This is a genomic window from Knoellia sp. Soil729, assembly GCF_001427985.1.
GTDB lineage: Bacteria > Actinomycetota > Actinomycetes > Actinomycetales > Dermatophilaceae > Knoellia.
On sequence record NZ_LMSA01000001.1, the window covers coordinates 135,772 to 151,504 of the forward strand.

A 15,733-nucleotide genomic window follows, 5' to 3' on the forward strand; every position below is an offset into this window, starting at 1 on the left:
CTTGCGTGAACCGCGACTGGGTGGTGCTGCGAGCGCGCACGACCTGAGCGCGCACGCGAGGAGCAAATCTACCAGCGCGCTGGTGGGAAGAGCAAAACGCCGGAACAACCGGGCGTATGCCGGGTGCTCGGCTGCCGCTCAGCCATCACCCGACGCCTTCTCTCGCGTGATGGTCAGGACGGCCCGCTCGACGGCGTAGACGGGGTCGCGGCCGCCGCCCTTGACCTCGAAGTCTGCCGCGGCGACCGCCTGGAGCGAGCGCGCCAGCGCCTCGGCGGTCCAGCCCTGGAGTGAGCGACGCGCCTTGTCGACCTGCCACGGCGCCATCCCGAGGTCGCGCGCGAGGTCGGCGGAGCGGCCCCGGCCGGCGGAGCCGACCTTGATGAGTTGGCGGAGCTGCTGGGCCAGGACCGCGACGATCGGCACGGGGTCGACGCCCACGGCGAGGGCGTGGCGCAGCAGGCGCAGCGCCTCCCCCGCGTCCCCCGCCACGGCAGCGTCGGCGACCTTGAAGCCGGTCGCCTCGACCTTGCCGCCGTGGTAGGTCAGGACGACCTGCTCGTCGATGGTGCCGGTGGTGTCGGCGATGAGCTGCTGGCAGGCGGAGGCCAGCTCGCGCAGGTCCTTGCCGATGGCGTCGACGAGTGCCTGGACGGCCTCACCGGTCGCGCGCCGCTTCGCTCGGCGGAACTCGTTCGTCGCGAAGTCGGCCTTGTCGCGGTCGGTCTTGATGGCCGGAGCCTCGATGAGCCGGGCCCGCGACTTCTTGAGCGTGTCGAGCACCTTCTTGCCCCGGTTGCCACCCTTGTGGGTGACGACGAGGGTCACGTCCTCCGGAGGTGCCGCGAGGTAGGCGAGCAGGTCCTGCTGGAGCTCGTCGGTGGCCTCGTCGAGGTCGTGGACGACCACCGCCTTGTCACCGCCGAAGAGCGACGGGCTCGAGTGGACCATGAGCTCGCCCGGCTCGTAGGCGCTCGCGTAGAGCCGGATGACCTCGACGTCGGGGTTGTGCTCCCGAATCGCCTGGACCGTCTCGGCCAGTCCTCGCTCGGCGAGGACCTGCTCTGGTCCGGTGATGAGGACGAGGGGCGGGACACGACGCTGCACCTCGACGAGATCACTCACGGCGCTCACTCTGCCACGGCCCACCGACCCTGCCCCCGACTGATTGCCCGTGTGGCCAGTTGCGTCGCTGCGCTCCGAACTGGCCAACCGGGCAATCAGTCGAAGCCGAGGGTGGATCCAGCGCCGGCCTGAAGTCCCAGGCCCTCGAGGCGGGCCGCGATGACCTCGGTCGGCAGCTCGAGCGACTCGCTCAGCTCCGTGACGTCGAGTCCGAGCTCGACGCCGTCCCGCAGCTCCTCGTCCTCCTGCTCGGTCCAGGCATGGCCCTGGGTGACCGCCGTGCGCGACGACACCGCCGGTGGCGGGGCGGTGGCAACGGGCCGGGTGTCGGTCGCGTCGACCACACCACTGACCTCGGCGTCGCCCATGGCCGTGCCCCTGACCGCTCCCGTGAGCCCGCGCAACGCCGGGTCGGCGACCTCGAGGGGCGGGGGCGCCGTCGCGTCGAGGCGTTCGAGGGCGCCCAGCACCATGGCCCTGTCGGTCGTCGGCCAGAACGGAGGCAACGAGCGTTGGAGGAACCCGGCATACCGGGCGGTCATCATGCGGGAGTCGAGGAACGCGACGACCCCGCGGTCGTCTCCACGACGAATGAGCCGACCGGCACCCTGCGCGAGTCGCAGCGCGGCGTGCGTCGCGCTGACCGCCATGAAGCCGTTGCCGCCCATGCGTCCGATGGCCTGCGAGCGCGCGGACGCGAGGGGGTCGTCCGGTCGGGGGAAGGGGATGCGGTCGATGATGACGAGCTGGCAGGACGAGCCCGGGACGTCGACGCCCTGCCAGAGGCTCAGCGTGCCGAAGAGGCAGGTGCGCGGATCGCGGGCGAACTGGCGCACGAGCGTGGAGATCTGGTCCTCACCCTGGCAGAGGACGGCGATCTCTCCGTCGAGGTCCTTGAGCCGCTCACGCATCTCGTCGGTCGCGGCACGAGCCGCCCTCATCGACGAGAAGAGCCCGAGGGTGCGGCCGCCGGCGGCGCGCACCAGCGCCTCGATCTCGTCCATGGCTTCGGGAGCGGCACCATCACGTCCTGGCGCAGGCAGGTGCTTGGCGACGTAGGCGATGCCCTGTTGCGGGTAGTCGAACGGGCTGCCGACGTCGAGGCCGGTCCACTTTGGCGCCCCCTCACCGCGCAGGCCGATCGTGCCGGCCACCGCGTCGAAGGTGCCACCCAGCTCGAGCGTCGCGGAGGTGAGGACGACCGTGCGGTCCTCGAAGATCCTGTCGCGCACGAGCATCGCGACGCTCATCGGCGCCACCCGCAGCACGCTCCCTCGCCGTGGGTCCTTGCTCACCCACACCACGTCGAGCTCGCGCTCCTCGAGGACGCGCGAGGCGTTCTCGTTGAGCTCGTCGACCGCGGCACGGGCGATCTGCCGGGCCCCGTCGACCTCCTGGCCGGGCGGCGGCTTGAGCTCGGTCTGCACCTGACGGGTGGTGTCGCGCAGGCGTGCCAGTGCCAGCCCGAGGTTGTCGGGGATGCCGGTGAGGCGACCCTCGGGGATCTCGTCGAGGACGGACTCGAGGAAGGTCGCAGCGTCGTCAACGGTCTCGCTCGAGTCGGCCTGCCTCCCTGCTCGTTTGGCCGCGGCCCGGGCCATCGCCGGGGTGACCTCGTCGGTGATCGTCGCCGTCACGCGGTCGACGAGCTCGTGGGCCTCGTCGATGACGAGCACGTCGTGCTCGGGCAGCATCTGCCGCCCCTCGAAGGCGTCGATCGCCATGAACGAGTGGTTGGTGACGATGACGTCGACGCCCTTGGCAGCCTCACGCGAGCGCTCGACGAAGCACTCGGCCACCATCGGGCACTTGCTGCCCAGGCACTCGTGAGCGCTCACCGAGACCTGTCGCCAGGCCCGTTCGGAGACACCGGGCACGAGCTCGTCACGGTCACCGGACTCGGTCTCGTCGGCCCACTCGCGCAGGCGCACGACCTCCTTGCCGAGGCGACCGGCCTGCTGGTCGACGTCTCCGACCCCGAACAGGCCCTCCTCGTCGTCCGGGAAGCCCCCCTCGAGCTTGTGCGCGCAGAGGTAGTTGCGGCGACCCTTGACGATCGCGTAGGTGGGTCGTCGGCCCAGGAGCGGCGCGAGGGAGTCGGCGACCCGGGGCATGTCGCGGTCCACGATCTGCGCCTGGAGCGCCAGCGTGGCCGTGGCGACGATGGCGGGCTTGCCGGAGTCGATGGCGTGCTGGACCGCGGGGACGAGGTAGGCGAGGGACTTGCCGGTGCCCGTTCCCGCCTGGACGAGCAGGTGCTCGCCGGTCTCGACGGCATGGGCCACGGCCTTGGCCATGCTCACCTGGCCCGGGCGCTCACTGCCCTTGACACCGCTGACCGCTGCAGCGAGGAGGTCGTCGAGGGTCGGCACCGAGACAGCCTATGCCGCGGCGGTGACAGCGCCGACGCCCCTTCCACAGGCAAGTGGGTGCGCCACCCGGGGACCGAGCGGCGCGACCGGAGGGAACCTTCGGGCACCGGAGGGAAAGGAACGCTCCGGTCACCCAAGGTTCCCGCATGGGGAGCGAAAGTTGGGGTCGCGGGGGCGGGACCGCCCGGCTCAGACGGCGCCCGGCTTCTGCATGAGGCCCCCGTCGGCCATGATCGTCGTCGCGGTGATGTAGGACGCGGCGTCGCTCGCGGCGAAGCAGACGACCTTGCCCATCTCCTGCGGGGAGCCGATGTACGACAGCGGGACCGCCGCCGCGAGCGCCCTGGTCTCCTCGGGCGTGTCGTCGTCGTTGATCGGGGTGTCGATGGCGCCCGGTCCGACGCCGACCATCCTGATCCGGTCGGCGCCGAGCTCGACCCCGGCCGTGCGGGTGAGCATGCGCATGCCGCCCTTGGAGATGCAGTACGCCAGGTCGCTGGGCATGGGCCAGTCCTCGTGCGTGGAGGTGATGTTGATGATGACGCCGCCGTCGCCCTGCGTGCGCATCTGGGCGGCGGCGAGCTTGGAGCCGAAGACGGCGCCCTTGAGGTTGATGTTCATGAGGAGGTCGTACTTCTCCTCGGTGAGGGACTCCAGAGTCTCTCCGAACTCGACGCCGGCGTTGTTGACCATGACGTCGAGACGGCCATAGGTGTCTACGGCGGTGGCGATGAGCTTCTCGAGGTCGGCGACCCTGGAGACGTCCGCCTGGCAGCCCACCGCCTCGGCTCCGGACGCCTCGAGGTCCCTGATGATGGCCTCGGTGTCCTCCGGCCTGGACACGTAGTCGATGACGACCTTGGCGCCCTGGGCGGCCGCCTCGCGCACGATGCCCTCGCCGATGCCGCTGTTGCCGCCCGTGACGACGACGACCTTGCCCTCGAGCGGACGCTGCTGCGCCGTCGAGGCGGTGGCCGAGGTGGTGGTGGCGGTGTCGCTGTGCTGTCCGGTGGTGCTCATGAGTCGATCTCCTCGCGCAGGGTGTCTGGTGTGGTGCAGATGAGGTGGGCGACGAGTGCCGTCCACCCGGTCTGGTGGGAGGCGCCGAGACCGACGCCGGTGTCACCGTTGAAGTGCTCGCTGAACGTCGGGTGGGCATCCCAGAGGATCCCGGCCGGGTGCTCCCGCGGCGTCCCGGGCCGGCGGCCGTGCTCGCCCGGGAGGAAGAGGGAGATGAGGCGGCTGCGGATGCCGATGGCTGCCTCCTCGAGAGGGACGCGGTGACCCGAGCCGGTCGGGAACTCGACCTGGACGTCGCCGTCGGCACCCTCGGCGATCACCAGCAGCGCGTCGAGGATGAGGACGTTGGTCGGGAACCAGATGGGGCCGCGCCAGTTGGAGTTGCCCCCGAACATGCCGGTGGAGGACTCCCCCGGGTCGTACTGGATGTGCACGGTGGTGCCGCCGACCTCGATGGCCGCGCCACCCCGGTAGGACGCCGACAGTGAGCGGATGCCGTACGGCCCGAGGAACTCGTCCTCGTCGAGGAGCCGGCGCAGGATCGCCTCGAGCCGCGGCCGCACGACCGGCGTGAGGCTGTTGTGGACGACCTCGCCGTCCTGGCTGTGCAGCAGCGAGTCGGTGAGGTCGGGGCGGCGGTCCTGCAGCCAGCGCAGCCGCGAGGTGAAGTCGGCGAGCTCGTCGAAGGCCCATGCCGGGACGTTGGCGACGGCGATGAGCGGCAGCATTCCCACGAGCGAACGGACCCGCACGGGGGACCCGTTGCCGTCGGCGTCGACGAGGACGTCGTAGAAGAACTCGTCGGTGTCGTCCCACAGCGAGACACCCTCGGTCCCGAAGGTCTCCATGGCCTCGGCGATCGAGAAGAAGTGCTCGAGGAACGTCGTTGCGAGACCGTCCCAGCTGCGGTCGACCCGGCTGAGCTCCAACGCGATCCGCAGCATCTGCAGGCAGGTGAACGCCATCCAGCTCGTCGCGTCGGACTGCTCGAGCCGCCACCCCGCCGGCACCTCGCGGGAGCGGTCGAAGACGCTGATGTTGTCCATCCCGAGGAAGCCGCCCTCGAAGAGGTTGGAGCCGTCGGAGTCCTTGCGGTTGAGCCACCAGGTGAAGTTGAACATCAGCTTCGTGAAGACCCTGATGAGGAAGCCATGGTCCGTCGCACCGTCGAGGACGTAGACGTGCCACGCGGCCCAGGCATGGACGGGCGGGTTGACGTCGCTGAACTGCCACTCGTATGCCGGAAGCTGCCCGTCGGGGTGCTGGCTCCACTCCCGGCACATGAGGAGGAGCTGGTTCTTGGCGAGCTGCGGGTCCATGTGGGCGATGGCGACCGTGTGGAAGGCGAGGTCCCACGCGGCGAACCAGGGGTACTCCCACTCGTCGGGCATCGAGATGACGTCGGCGAGAGCGACGTTCGTCCAGGAGGTGTTGCGTCCGGCCGGCTCCGGGGCGCGTCTGGCCGCGGGTGGCGGCGGTCCGGCCGGGTCGCCCTCGAGCCACTCGCGGACGTCGTAGCGGTAGAGCTGCTTGCACCAGTTGAGCCCGGCGAAGGCGCGCCTGGCGACCAGCCGCTCGGCATCGCCGATGTGCTCGGGGATCACCGCGTCGAAGAAGTCGTCGGCCTCCGCGCGACGGGCGGTGAGCACGGCGTCGAAGCCCTGGCCGAACGCGTCACCCGCCGGCGACCGGTCCGTGGCGTTGCCGGCCCACGCGTCGTCGTGGAGCCGGAGCCGGACCCGCACGGTCTCCCCGGGCCCCACGGAGCCGAAGTGGTAGCGCAGCGCGACCTTGGTCCCACGGCCGTCCGTCGCCAGCAGGCTCGGGTCGTCATGGACGATCGCCCGGTCGACGGCGTTCTTCGGGTGGGCACTGAGGCTCTCACCCTCGCCGAACACCTCCGGAACGTTGGTCTCGTTGTCGCACACGAGCACATCGGGCGCCCCCTCCGCGCTGAGCTCGACCACACCGATGTGGGCGTGCGTGGCCCGCAGGAGGACCGTGCCCTCGGGCGGGTCGGCCACGACCTCAATTGCCGGCCTGCGGTCGTCGCGCCCCCACGCCCAGGTGTTGCGGAACCAGAGCTGCGGCACGAGGTCGAGCGGCGCCGCGTCCGGTCCGTGGTTCGTCGCCTCGAAGGTCACGCACACGTCGCCGGGGGCGCCCTTCGCGTGCGTCGTGACGACGTCGAAGAAGCGGTCCTCGTCGAAGATCCCCGTGTCGGCCAGCTGGAACTCGGGCACGTCGTGACCGCGCGCGGCGTTCTCCTCGCGCAGCACGGCATACGGAAAGGCCCTGTGCGGGTAGCGGTAGAGGTGCTGCGCCCAGCTGTGTGTGGGGGTGGCGTCGAGGTGCCACCAGTACTCCTTGACGTCCTCGCCGTGGTTGCCCTCACCGTTGGTGAGCCCGAAGCAGCGCTCCTTGAGCCGGTCGTCCTGTCCGTTCCACAGCGCGATCGCGAGGTTGAGGAAGCCGTAGCGGTCGCACAGCCCGGCGATGCCGTCCTCGCCCCACCGGTAGGCGCGGGCGTGGGCGTGGTCGAACGGGAAGAACGACCAGGCGTCCCCGTCGGCGGAGTAGTCCTCGCGCACCGTCCCCCACTGCCGGCCCGAGACGTAGGGCCCCCAGGCGCGCCACACGTCACCCTCGTGCGGCGAGTCGGCGAGTCGGCGGTGCTCCTCGGTCCGGGGGTGCTCCTCCGGTTCGACGGACGTCATGCCTTCCACCTTCGCACGGGAGTGCGAGGATGGCGCCAATGACTTCGCACCCGTTGGCCGAACGCGCACTGTCGTCCGTCACAACGGACGCAGACGCGTTGTATGCCGTCTTCTCCGCCTGGGCGGTCGACTCCGGGATCGAGCTGTACCCCCACCAGGACGAGGCCGTCATCGAGGTGGTCTCGGGGCGGCACGTGGTCCTGGCGACGCCGACCGGCTCCGGGAAGTCCCTCGTGGGAGTTGCGGCTCACTTCGCCGCGCTCTCGGGCGATCGCGTGAGCTTCTACACGGCGCCGATCAAGGCTCTGGTCAACGAGAAGTTCTTCGCGCTGTGCGACGTGTTCGGTGCCGAGAACGTGGGACTGCTCACCGGTGACGCGGCCGTCAACGCGGATGCTCCCATCGTCTGCTGCACGGCTGAGGTGCTCGCCAACATCGCTCTGCGAGAGGGCAGCTCGGCCGACGTCGGGCTCGTGGTGATGGACGAGTTCCACTACTACGCCGACGGTCAGCGCGGGTGGGCGTGGCAGGTCCCCCTGCTTGAGCTGCCCCAAGCACAGTTCCTCCTCATGTCGGCGACGCTTGGTGAGATGACTCAGATCCGCGACGACCTGACGCGCCGCACCGGGCGCGAGGTCGCGGTCGTGACCACTGCCGAGCGGCCCGTGCCGCTGTCGTTCACGTGGTCCCTCACGCCGCTGCCCGAGATGGTCGAGGAGATCGTCACGACCCACCAGGCTCCTGTGTACGTCGTGCACCCCACCCAGCAGCTCGCGGCTGAGCACGCGGCGTCGCTCACCACGCTGAAGCTCCTGACACCGGACGAGAAGTCCGCCATCGCCGAGAGACTGGCACCGGTGCGCTTCGCCGCCGGGTTCGGCAAGACGCTGTCTGCGTTGCTGCGCAAGGGGATCGGCGTGCACCATGCCGGGCTCCTCCCCCGCTACCGGCGCATCGTCGAGCAGCTCGCGCAGGCCGGTCTGCTCAAGGTCATCGCCGGCACCGACACGCTCGGCGTGGGCATCAACGTGCCGATCCGGACCGTGCTCTTCACCGGGCTGGCCAAGTTCGACGGCCAGCGCGACCGCGTGTTCCGCTCACGCGAGTTCCACCAGATCGCGGGGCGGGCGGGCCGCGCCGGCTACGACACCAGCGGGTCGGTCATCGTCCAGGCGCCTCCGCACATCATCGAGAACGAGCGCAACATCGCCAAGGCCGGTGACGACCCCAAGAAGCTGCGCAAGGTCCAGCGCCGCAAGCCCCCCGAGGGCTCCATCGTGTGGACCGAGCAGACCTTCGACAAGCTCGTCGCGAGCGAGCCGGAGGCACTGACCTCCCGCATGCGCATCGACAACTCGATGATCCTCGCCCTCATGGCCCGTCCGGGTGACCCGGTGGCGGCGCTGAGCCGGCTCGTGCGCGACAACCACGAGAGCCTGCCGGGACAGGCGCGCCTCGCCCGTCGCGCCATCCGCCTGGGTCGCTCGCTCCTGGACTCGGGTGTGGTCGTGCGCCTGCCGGAGCCGGCCTCCGACGGCCGCACCGTGGAGCTGACCGTCGACCTGCCCGCGGACTTCGCCCTCAACCAGCCGCTCGCGCACTTCGCGCTGGCCGTGCTGGACCTGCTCGACCCCGGCTCCCCCACCCATGCGCTCGACGTCGTCTCGATCATCGAGTCGGTGCTCGACTCCCCGCGACCGGTGCTGCGCGCACAGCAGTGGGCCGCCCGCGGCGAGCGCATCGCCGAGCTCAAGTCCGAAGGCGTCGACTACGACGAGCGCACCGCGATCGTCGAGGAGATCACCTGGCCGCGCCCGCTCCTCGAGCTCCTGGAACCGGCATACGAGACCTATCGCCAGACGCACCCCTGGCTGCCGGACGAGGCGCTCGACCCCAAGAGCATCGTGCGTGAGATGTGGGAGCAGGCGATGAGCTTCGGGGACCTCATCCGGCGCTACGGGCTCACCCGTTCTGAGGGAGTGGTACTGCGCTACCTCTCCGACGCCTATCGCACGTTGCGCCAGACGGTGCCCGAGGCCCATCGCGACGAGGAGCTCGACACCCTCATCGACTGGCTGGGCGAGACCATCCGCCAGACCGACTCGTCGCTGATCGACGAGTGGGCCGCGCTCACCGACCCCGAGTCGGTGAGGAACGCCGCGGCGACCCATGGCGACGCGCCGCCACCGCCACGTCCGGTCACCGCCAACGAGAGGGCCTTACGCGCGATGGTGCGGCAGGCCATGTGGCGCCGCGTGGAGCTCGCCGACCGCGACAACGTGAACGGCCTCGCGCTGCTGGAGGCGGCTGCCGCAGCCGTTCCCGAGGACGGCCGCGCAGCCGTCATGACCTACGCGGCATGGGACGAGGCACTCGCCGCCTACTGGGACGAGCACGGCTCCATCGGCCTCGACGGCGACGCCCGAAGCCCGCAGCTCCTCCAGATCCAGCCGGACAGGGCCGAGGTCCCCGGGCTCGACGACGAGACCGAGCACCGCATCTGGCGGGTGCGTCAGGTGCTCGCCGACCCGGCCGACGACCGCGACTGGGTCATCGAGGCCGTCGCCGACCTCGACGCCAGTGACGCAGCCGGTGAGCTGGTCATGACCGCCACCGCGCTGCGCCGCCTCTAGGCCGTGCATTTCTCACCCAATTCCCCGAAAATGCACAGGTCGTGTTTGTGCATTCGGGGGGAATTGGGTGAGAAATGCACGAGTCGGTGGGTTCGGGACGGTCAGTTGCGCGGGTCAGGGACCAGGATGCGGTCGTCGAGGCGGCGGGTCATCCTGACGTCGTCGCGCTCGTCGCCGGGCGCGACCCGGATCGCGCCGAGGACGCGGCCGCACTCGTGGTAGCCGCACGACTCGTAGAAGCCACTCGTGCCCGTCCCGCTGCGCACGTCGAGGGTGAGGATCTCGGCACCCACCGTTCGTGCGACGCGGTGGATGCCCGCCATGAGGAGACGTCCCAGGTTGCGTCCACGCAGGCTGGGGTCGGTCATGACGCGGCCGACGGTGCGCTTGTGGTCCAGGAGCCGGTTCGAGCCCCGCTCGACAAAGCCCACGCCGAGCACGCGTGCGTCCAGCGCGGAGCGCAGCAGCACGGCGACACCATGGCCGCTGGCCATCGAGGGCTCGTGGCCGGCCAGCGCCGACTCGACCTCAGGCCGGGGTGCGCCGGGCAGGAAGCCGACTGCGCCACCGGCGTCGTTCGTGCGGACCCATAGGTCGAGGACCTGCTCTCGTGTGGTGTGGTCGAAGGCCGTGACGGCCTCGACCTCCGGCGCGGCGAAGACGGTCGACGGGGGCTCGTCGGCGGCATCGTCGCGCAGCGCGCGGGTCCCCACCCGCTCGAACCCCGAGCCGATCGCGGTGCGCACCGACGGGGTGTTGACCTCCTTGACGAGCGCCCACACGGGCAGGCCGGGCAAGAACTCCAGCGCCTGCGCGGCCGAGGTGCGCGACATCTCGCGCCCCAGCGCTCGACCGAGGTGCTCGAAGCCGAGGCGGTAGTAGAGGTTGAGGAAGTGCGCGTCGCCGTCGACCTCCTTGAGCCCGCACACCCCGACCACCTCACCGGTGGCTCGCTCCTGTGCCACCCAGAAGCCGAAACCGCGCTCGTCCCAGTGGCCGCGGGTCGCCTCGAAGAATTCGGCGGCAGCCTCGTCCGTGGGGGCCATGGCGTGGGGTGCGTGCCGATAGGTGCGCGGGTCACGGTGCAGAGCCACCCAGGCACTACGGTCAGCCGGCTCGGGCCGGCGAAGCGTCAGGCGTGCGGTCTCGACGACGGGCGGGAACGGCATACGGAAAACCCTAGGGTGCTGGCTGGGTCCGGGGCTCTCAGGCCTTGTATGCCGTGAGCTCCGCTGCGAGGTCGGCGTTCACCTTGGCGGTGACACGGGTTCCCTCGCCCACGTGCTCGCTGGCCAGGATCTCGCCCTCCTCGTGCAGCCGGCTGACGAGGTCACCCCGGTCGTAGGGGACGAGGACGTCGACGCTGATGTCGGGCTGGGGCAGCTCCTCGGCGATGAGCCTGACCAGGGCGTCCATGCCCTCGCCCGTGCGGGCGGAGACCGCGATGACGTGCTTCTCGTTGCGCAGCAACCGGTCCATCACCTCGGGGTCGGCAATGTCAGACTTGTTGACGACGATGACCTCCTTGACGTCGGTCGCGTCGACGTCGGCCAGGACGGACCGGACCGCCGAGATCTGGCCCTCGGGGTCGGGGTGGGACCCGTCGACCACGTGGAGCAGCAGGTCGGACTCGGCGACCTCCTCGAGCGTGGAGCGGAACGCCTCGACGAGCTGGTGCGGAAGCGCGCGGACGAAGCCGACGGTGTCGGTGAAGGTGAACTCGCGGCCGTCTGGCGTCTCGCCGCGACGCACCGTCGGGTCGAGGGTGGCGAAGAGCTGGTTCTGGACGAGGACACCGGCCCCGGTGAGCCGGTTGAGGATCGAGGACTTGCCGGCGTTGGTGTAGCCGGCGATCGCGACGCTCGGGATCGCGTTGGCGCGACGGCTCCCCCGCTTGGTGTCACGGTGGACCTTCATGCCCGCGATCTCGCGCTTGAGCTTGGCCACGCGGGTGTTGATGCGCCGACGGTCCAGCTCGATCTTGGTCTCACCGGGTCCACGCGAACCCATGCCCTGCCCGCCCGCGGCCTGACCACCGGCCTGGCGCGACATGGACTCGCCCCAACCACGCAGTCGTGGCAGGAGGTACTGGAGCTGGGCCAGCTCGACCTGCGCCTTGCCCTCCCTGCTCTTGGCGTGCTGGGCGAAGATGTCGAGGATCAGCGCGGTGCGGTCGATGACCTTGACCTTGACGACGTCCTCGAGCGCGCGGCGCTGCGAGGGTGCCAGCTCGCTGTCGCAGATGACCGTGTCGGCGCCCTCGGCGACGACGATGTCGTGCAGCTCCTCGGCCTTGCCCTTGCCGAGGTAGGTCGCGGTGTCCGGCTTCTGGCGTCGCTGCATCACGCCGTCGAGGACCTCGGCGCCGGCCGTCTCGGCCAGGGCGGCGAGCTCGCGCATGGAGTTCTCGGCGTCGACGAGCGACCCCTCTGACCACACGCTGGCGAGCACGACGCGCTCGAGCCGCAGCTGGCGGTACTCGACCTCGCTGATGTCCTCGAGCTCCGTCGAGAGCCCCGCGACGCGGCGCAGCGCAGCGCGCTCCTCGCGCTCGAGCTGGTCGCCGTCGTAGAGGGCGGAGGGCGCCGACGAGGCGCTGTCGTCGCCCTCGTCGTCGATGACGAACCCGTCGTCGTCGTAGGCGTCGTCTGACAGGGCATCGGCCTGCCCGGAGAAGATGTGGTGTCTGGCTGTCATGTTCCGTCTAGGGTCTCACCTATGACCGACTCGCGGCGAACGGATTCGGCAGACCACTACTTCACCGCCACCCCGGCCAGTCCCAACGAACGCAGGCCGCTCGACGTGTCGCTCGCCGGCCGCAGGGTCACGCTCGAGGTCGCGCCGGGCATCTTCAGCCCCGGCGGCGTCGACAAGGGCACGGCTGTGCTCCTCGAGGAGGCCCCCGCACCCCCACCCTCCGGACGCTTCCTCGACCTCGGCTGCGGCTGGGGAGCCATCGCACTCACCCTCGGTCTGTTGTCAGAGCACGCCGACGTCCTCGGTGTCGACGTCAACGAGCGCAGCGTCGACCTCACCAACCGCAACGCTGCCGCCCTCGGCCTGGACCACGTGCGCGCGGTGACGCCCGACGAGGTGGGTGACGACACGGCATACGACCTCATCTGGTCCAACCCCCCGATCCGCATCGGCAAGCAGGCCCTGCACGAGCTGCTGCGACGGTGGCTACCGCTCCTGGCGCCGGGAGGCACGGCGTACCTCGTCGTGCAACGCAACCTGGGCTCCGACAGCCTGCAGCGATGGATCGAGGCAGACCTCGGTATGCCGTGTGCCCGCCATGCGTCGAGCAAGGGCTTCCGTGTCCTGAGGGTGGACGCCACAGCCGCCTGAGCCGGGCTGCCGTGCGGCCGGGAACAGGGTGGTGGCTCGCTCTGGGGTCAGAGAGCCGAGAGGTCCACTGTCCCGTCGGCGATGAGGGCAGCGGGTCCGGCCAGCTCGACCTCGTGACCCGGCAGGGCCCGCACCCGCAGGCGCCCGCCCGGCACGTCGACGGTCCAGTCCTGCGTCGGCTCGGCCTGCCCGGCCCAGAAGCTCGTCGCGAGCGCGGCAGCGCACACGCCTGTCCCGCACGAGCGCGTCTCGCCCACGCCGCGCTCGTGCACGCGCATCGCGATGTGCGCTGGGGACAGGAACCGCACGAGCTCGACGTTGGTGCCGCGGGGCGGCACCGGACGGACCTGCGGAGGGTGGAACAGCTCGAGCGAGTCCAGCTCGACGGACTCGGGCAGCGCGACGACGGTGTGCGGGTTGCCCATGTCCACGGACAGCGCCGACCACGGCTCCTCGCCCTGGCGGCGCTCGTGCAGCAGGACCAGGGCGTCGAAGCCGTCGGCCTCGGCCCTCTGCGGGTCGGTGAGCCGCCACTGCCCCATGGTGGTGGCGATGACCTCGCTCTCGAAGCGGATCCCCTTGATGCCGCCGCGGGTCGCGATCTCGAACTCGTCGGCGCTCTCGAGGCCCTCGCGGCGCAGGTAGGCCGCGAAGACGCGGGTGCCGTTGCCGCACATCTCGGCCAGGGACCCGTCGGCGTTGCGGTAGTCCATGAACCATGGCGCCCGGTGGGCCTGTGCGCGCACCTTGGCGTCGTCCGCCGAGGCGGTCGGCACGACGCGGATCACCCCGTCACCGCCGATACCGGCGCGGCGGTCGGCGAGCCGGCGGACGAGGTCGGCCGTGAGGTCCAGCCTGTCCTCGACGTCGGGAAGCAGCACGAAGTCGTTCTCGGTCCCGTGTCCCTTGGTGAAGGGCAGCTCGCTCATGTCAGCCATTGTCCGCGACGGCCCCTGTGACGTGGGCCAGTGCGTCCTCGGTGCCCGACGGGTCGCTGGGGTCGAACCAGCTGATGCGAGGGTCCGGCCGGAACCACGACTCCTGGCGCCGGGCATAGCGACGGCTCAGCTGGGACGTCTGGGCCTGGGCGGCCGCCTCGGTCATGGTGCCGTCGATCTCCGCAAGGGCCTGTGCATAACCCAGGGCACGCGAGGCGGTGCGGCCGGAGCGGATGCCCTGTGGGACAAGGCTCCTCACCTCGTCGAGGAGCCCGTCGCGCCACATCTGCTGCACGCGCTCGTCGATGCGTGAGTCCAGCAGCGCACGTGGTGGCCGTAGACCCACCATCACGGTCGGGTGCAGGTGACGGCGCTCGGGCATGGAGGCACTGAACGGCCGCCCGGTGATCTCGATGACCTCAAGCGCCCGCACGAGCCGGCGCACATTGTGGCGGCCGATGGCCTGCGCGGCTGCGGGGTCGCGTTCCGACAGCTCGGCGAACGTCGCTGCGGCGCCACTCTCCTGCGCGCGCGCCTCGAGGCGGCCTCGGACGTCAGGATCCGTCGGGGGAATGTCGAGGTGGTCGAGCGCGGCGCGGACATAGAGTCCGGACCCGCCCGCCACGACCACAGGCAGGCCCCGGCCGCGGATGTCATCGATGGACTCGCGCGCCTCACGCTGGTAGCGGGCGATCGTCGCCTCGTCGGTGACGTCGAGAACGTCGATCTGGTGGTGGGCGATGCCCCGGCGCTGCTCCGGAGGCAGCTTGGCCGTACCGATGTCCATGCCGCGGTAGAGCTGCATCGCGTCAGCGCTGACCACCTCGGCGCCGACGGTCTCGGCGATGCGCAGGGCGACCTCGGACTTGCCACTGGCCGTCGGACCGACGACGGCGACGACGAGAGGTCCGTCAGCGGGCAAGTTCGTCCTTGTCCGCGGACTGGCCCTCCGCGAAGTGCCCACCCTCGGCGTCGAACTCGTCCTCGTCGTTGTCGTCGTGACCGAAGGGGTCGCGGTCCTTGCCCGGCATCCAGGTGAGCCCGGGGTGGCCCCAGTCGTTGGCCCGGACCGCCTTCTTGGCCTTGCGCGCCCACTTGCCCTGGAGCCGGTCGACGTAGAGGAAGCCGTTGAGGTGGTCGTACTCGTGCTGGAACATCCGCGCGAACCAACCGGTCGCGGTGTACTCGATCTCGTTGCCGTCGATGTCGAGGCCCGTCAGGGTCGCCGTCTCCCCCCGGCGCAGCGGGAAGGACTCGCCGGGCACGGACAGGCAGCCCTCGGACTCGTCCGAGGGGTGGGGGTCGCCGGCCGTGGGCTTGCTCGCGGTCACATAGGGGTTGATCACGGCACCGCGCGCCGGAACCCCGTCGTGGTTGTCCATCTGCCACGTGAAGATCCGCAGACCCACACCGACCTGCGGAGCGGCCAGACCGACGCCTCGCGCGGCATCCATCGTCTCGAGCATGTCGGCCACCAGCTCGCGGATGCCATCGTCGATGACCTCGACCGGGGCGGCGCGGCGGTGCAGCACGGGCTCGCCGGTGATGGTGATGGGACGAATCGTCATGCACCCATTGTC

General features: G+C 70.6%; 11 protein-coding genes. 2 read left to right on the plus strand and 9 right to left on the minus strand.

Going from position 1 to position 15,733, the window contains the following annotated elements:
* Window positions 1–138: 138 nt before the first annotated feature.
* The 4 genes from holA to ASG74_RS00680 form a co-directional block, all read right to left on the minus strand.
* A complete protein-coding gene (gene holA, locus ASG74_RS00665; protein WP_056137923.1) occupies window positions 139–1,134 on the minus strand; it encodes a DNA polymerase III subunit delta in 996 nt (331 codons plus the stop codon).
* Between the two features lie 86 nt (window positions 1,135–1,220).
* Window positions 1,221–3,497, minus strand: a complete 2,277-nt coding sequence (locus tag ASG74_RS00670; RefSeq protein ID WP_056137925.1) for an ATP-dependent DNA helicase — start codon at window positions 3,495–3,497, stop codon at window positions 1,221–1,223.
* A gap of 189 nt (window positions 3,498–3,686) precedes the next feature.
* Window positions 3,687–4,517 (minus strand): SDR family NAD(P)-dependent oxidoreductase, encoded by an 831-nt coding sequence (locus ASG74_RS00675; RefSeq protein WP_082569436.1) that lies wholly within the window; start codon window positions 4,515–4,517, stop codon window positions 3,687–3,689.
* A complete protein-coding gene (locus ASG74_RS00680; protein ID WP_056137928.1) occupies window positions 4,514–7,234 on the minus strand; it encodes an MGH1-like glycoside hydrolase domain-containing protein in 2,721 nt (906 codons plus the stop codon). The genes ASG74_RS00675 and ASG74_RS00680 overlap by 4 nt, the downstream gene beginning before the upstream one ends.
* A 38-nt stretch (window positions 7,235–7,272) precedes the next feature.
* On the opposite strand from ASG74_RS00680, the gene ASG74_RS00685 reads away from it, so the two are divergent.
* Window positions 7,273–9,867 (plus strand): DEAD/DEAH box helicase, encoded by a 2,595-nt coding sequence (locus tag ASG74_RS00685; RefSeq protein WP_056137931.1) that lies wholly within the window; start codon window positions 7,273–7,275, stop codon window positions 9,865–9,867.
* 101 nt (window positions 9,868–9,968) lie between these two features.
* On the opposite strand, the gene ASG74_RS00690 is transcribed toward ASG74_RS00685, so the two are convergent.
* Together ASG74_RS00690 and hflX are read right to left on the minus strand one after the other, a co-directional pair.
* Window positions 9,969–11,036 carry a GNAT family N-acetyltransferase gene (locus ASG74_RS00690; protein WP_056137933.1) on the minus strand — a complete coding sequence of 356 codons (1,068 nt, stop codon included), beginning with the start codon at window positions 11,034–11,036 and terminating at the stop codon, window positions 9,969–9,971.
* Window positions 11,037–11,073: 37 nt separating this feature from the next.
* Entirely contained in the window at window positions 11,074–12,564 is a 1,491-nt protein-coding gene (hflX, locus tag ASG74_RS00695; RefSeq protein ID WP_056137935.1) for a GTPase HflX, read from the minus strand.
* A 21-nt stretch (window positions 12,565–12,585) separates the two neighbouring features.
* Between hflX and ASG74_RS00700 the strand changes: the two genes are divergently transcribed.
* Window positions 12,586–13,215: a class I SAM-dependent methyltransferase gene (locus ASG74_RS00700; protein WP_056137937.1), complete on the plus strand. Its 630-nt coding sequence runs from the start codon at window positions 12,586–12,588 to the stop codon at window positions 13,213–13,215.
* 47 nt (window positions 13,216–13,262) lie between these two features.
* Here ASG74_RS00700 and dapF read toward each other — a convergent pair whose 3' ends face one another.
* From dapF to def, 3 genes are read right to left on the minus strand one after another with little or no spacing between them, the layout of a single operon-like run.
* Window positions 13,263–14,153, minus strand: a complete 891-nt coding sequence (dapF, locus tag ASG74_RS00705) for a diaminopimelate epimerase (RefSeq protein ID WP_056137939.1) — start codon at window positions 14,151–14,153, stop codon at window positions 13,263–13,265.
* Window positions 14,146–15,075: a tRNA (adenosine(37)-N6)-dimethylallyltransferase MiaA gene (miaA, locus tag ASG74_RS00710; protein ID WP_056137940.1), complete on the minus strand. Its 930-nt coding sequence runs from the start codon at window positions 15,073–15,075 to the stop codon at window positions 14,146–14,148. The genes dapF and miaA overlap by 8 nt, the downstream gene beginning before the upstream one ends.
* Window positions 15,065–15,721, minus strand: coding sequence for a peptide deformylase (def, locus tag ASG74_RS00715; RefSeq protein ID WP_056137942.1), 657 nt, complete (start codon window positions 15,719–15,721; stop codon window positions 15,065–15,067). The genes miaA and def overlap by 11 nt, the downstream gene beginning before the upstream one ends.
* Between the last annotated feature and the right edge of the window lie 12 nt (window positions 15,722–15,733).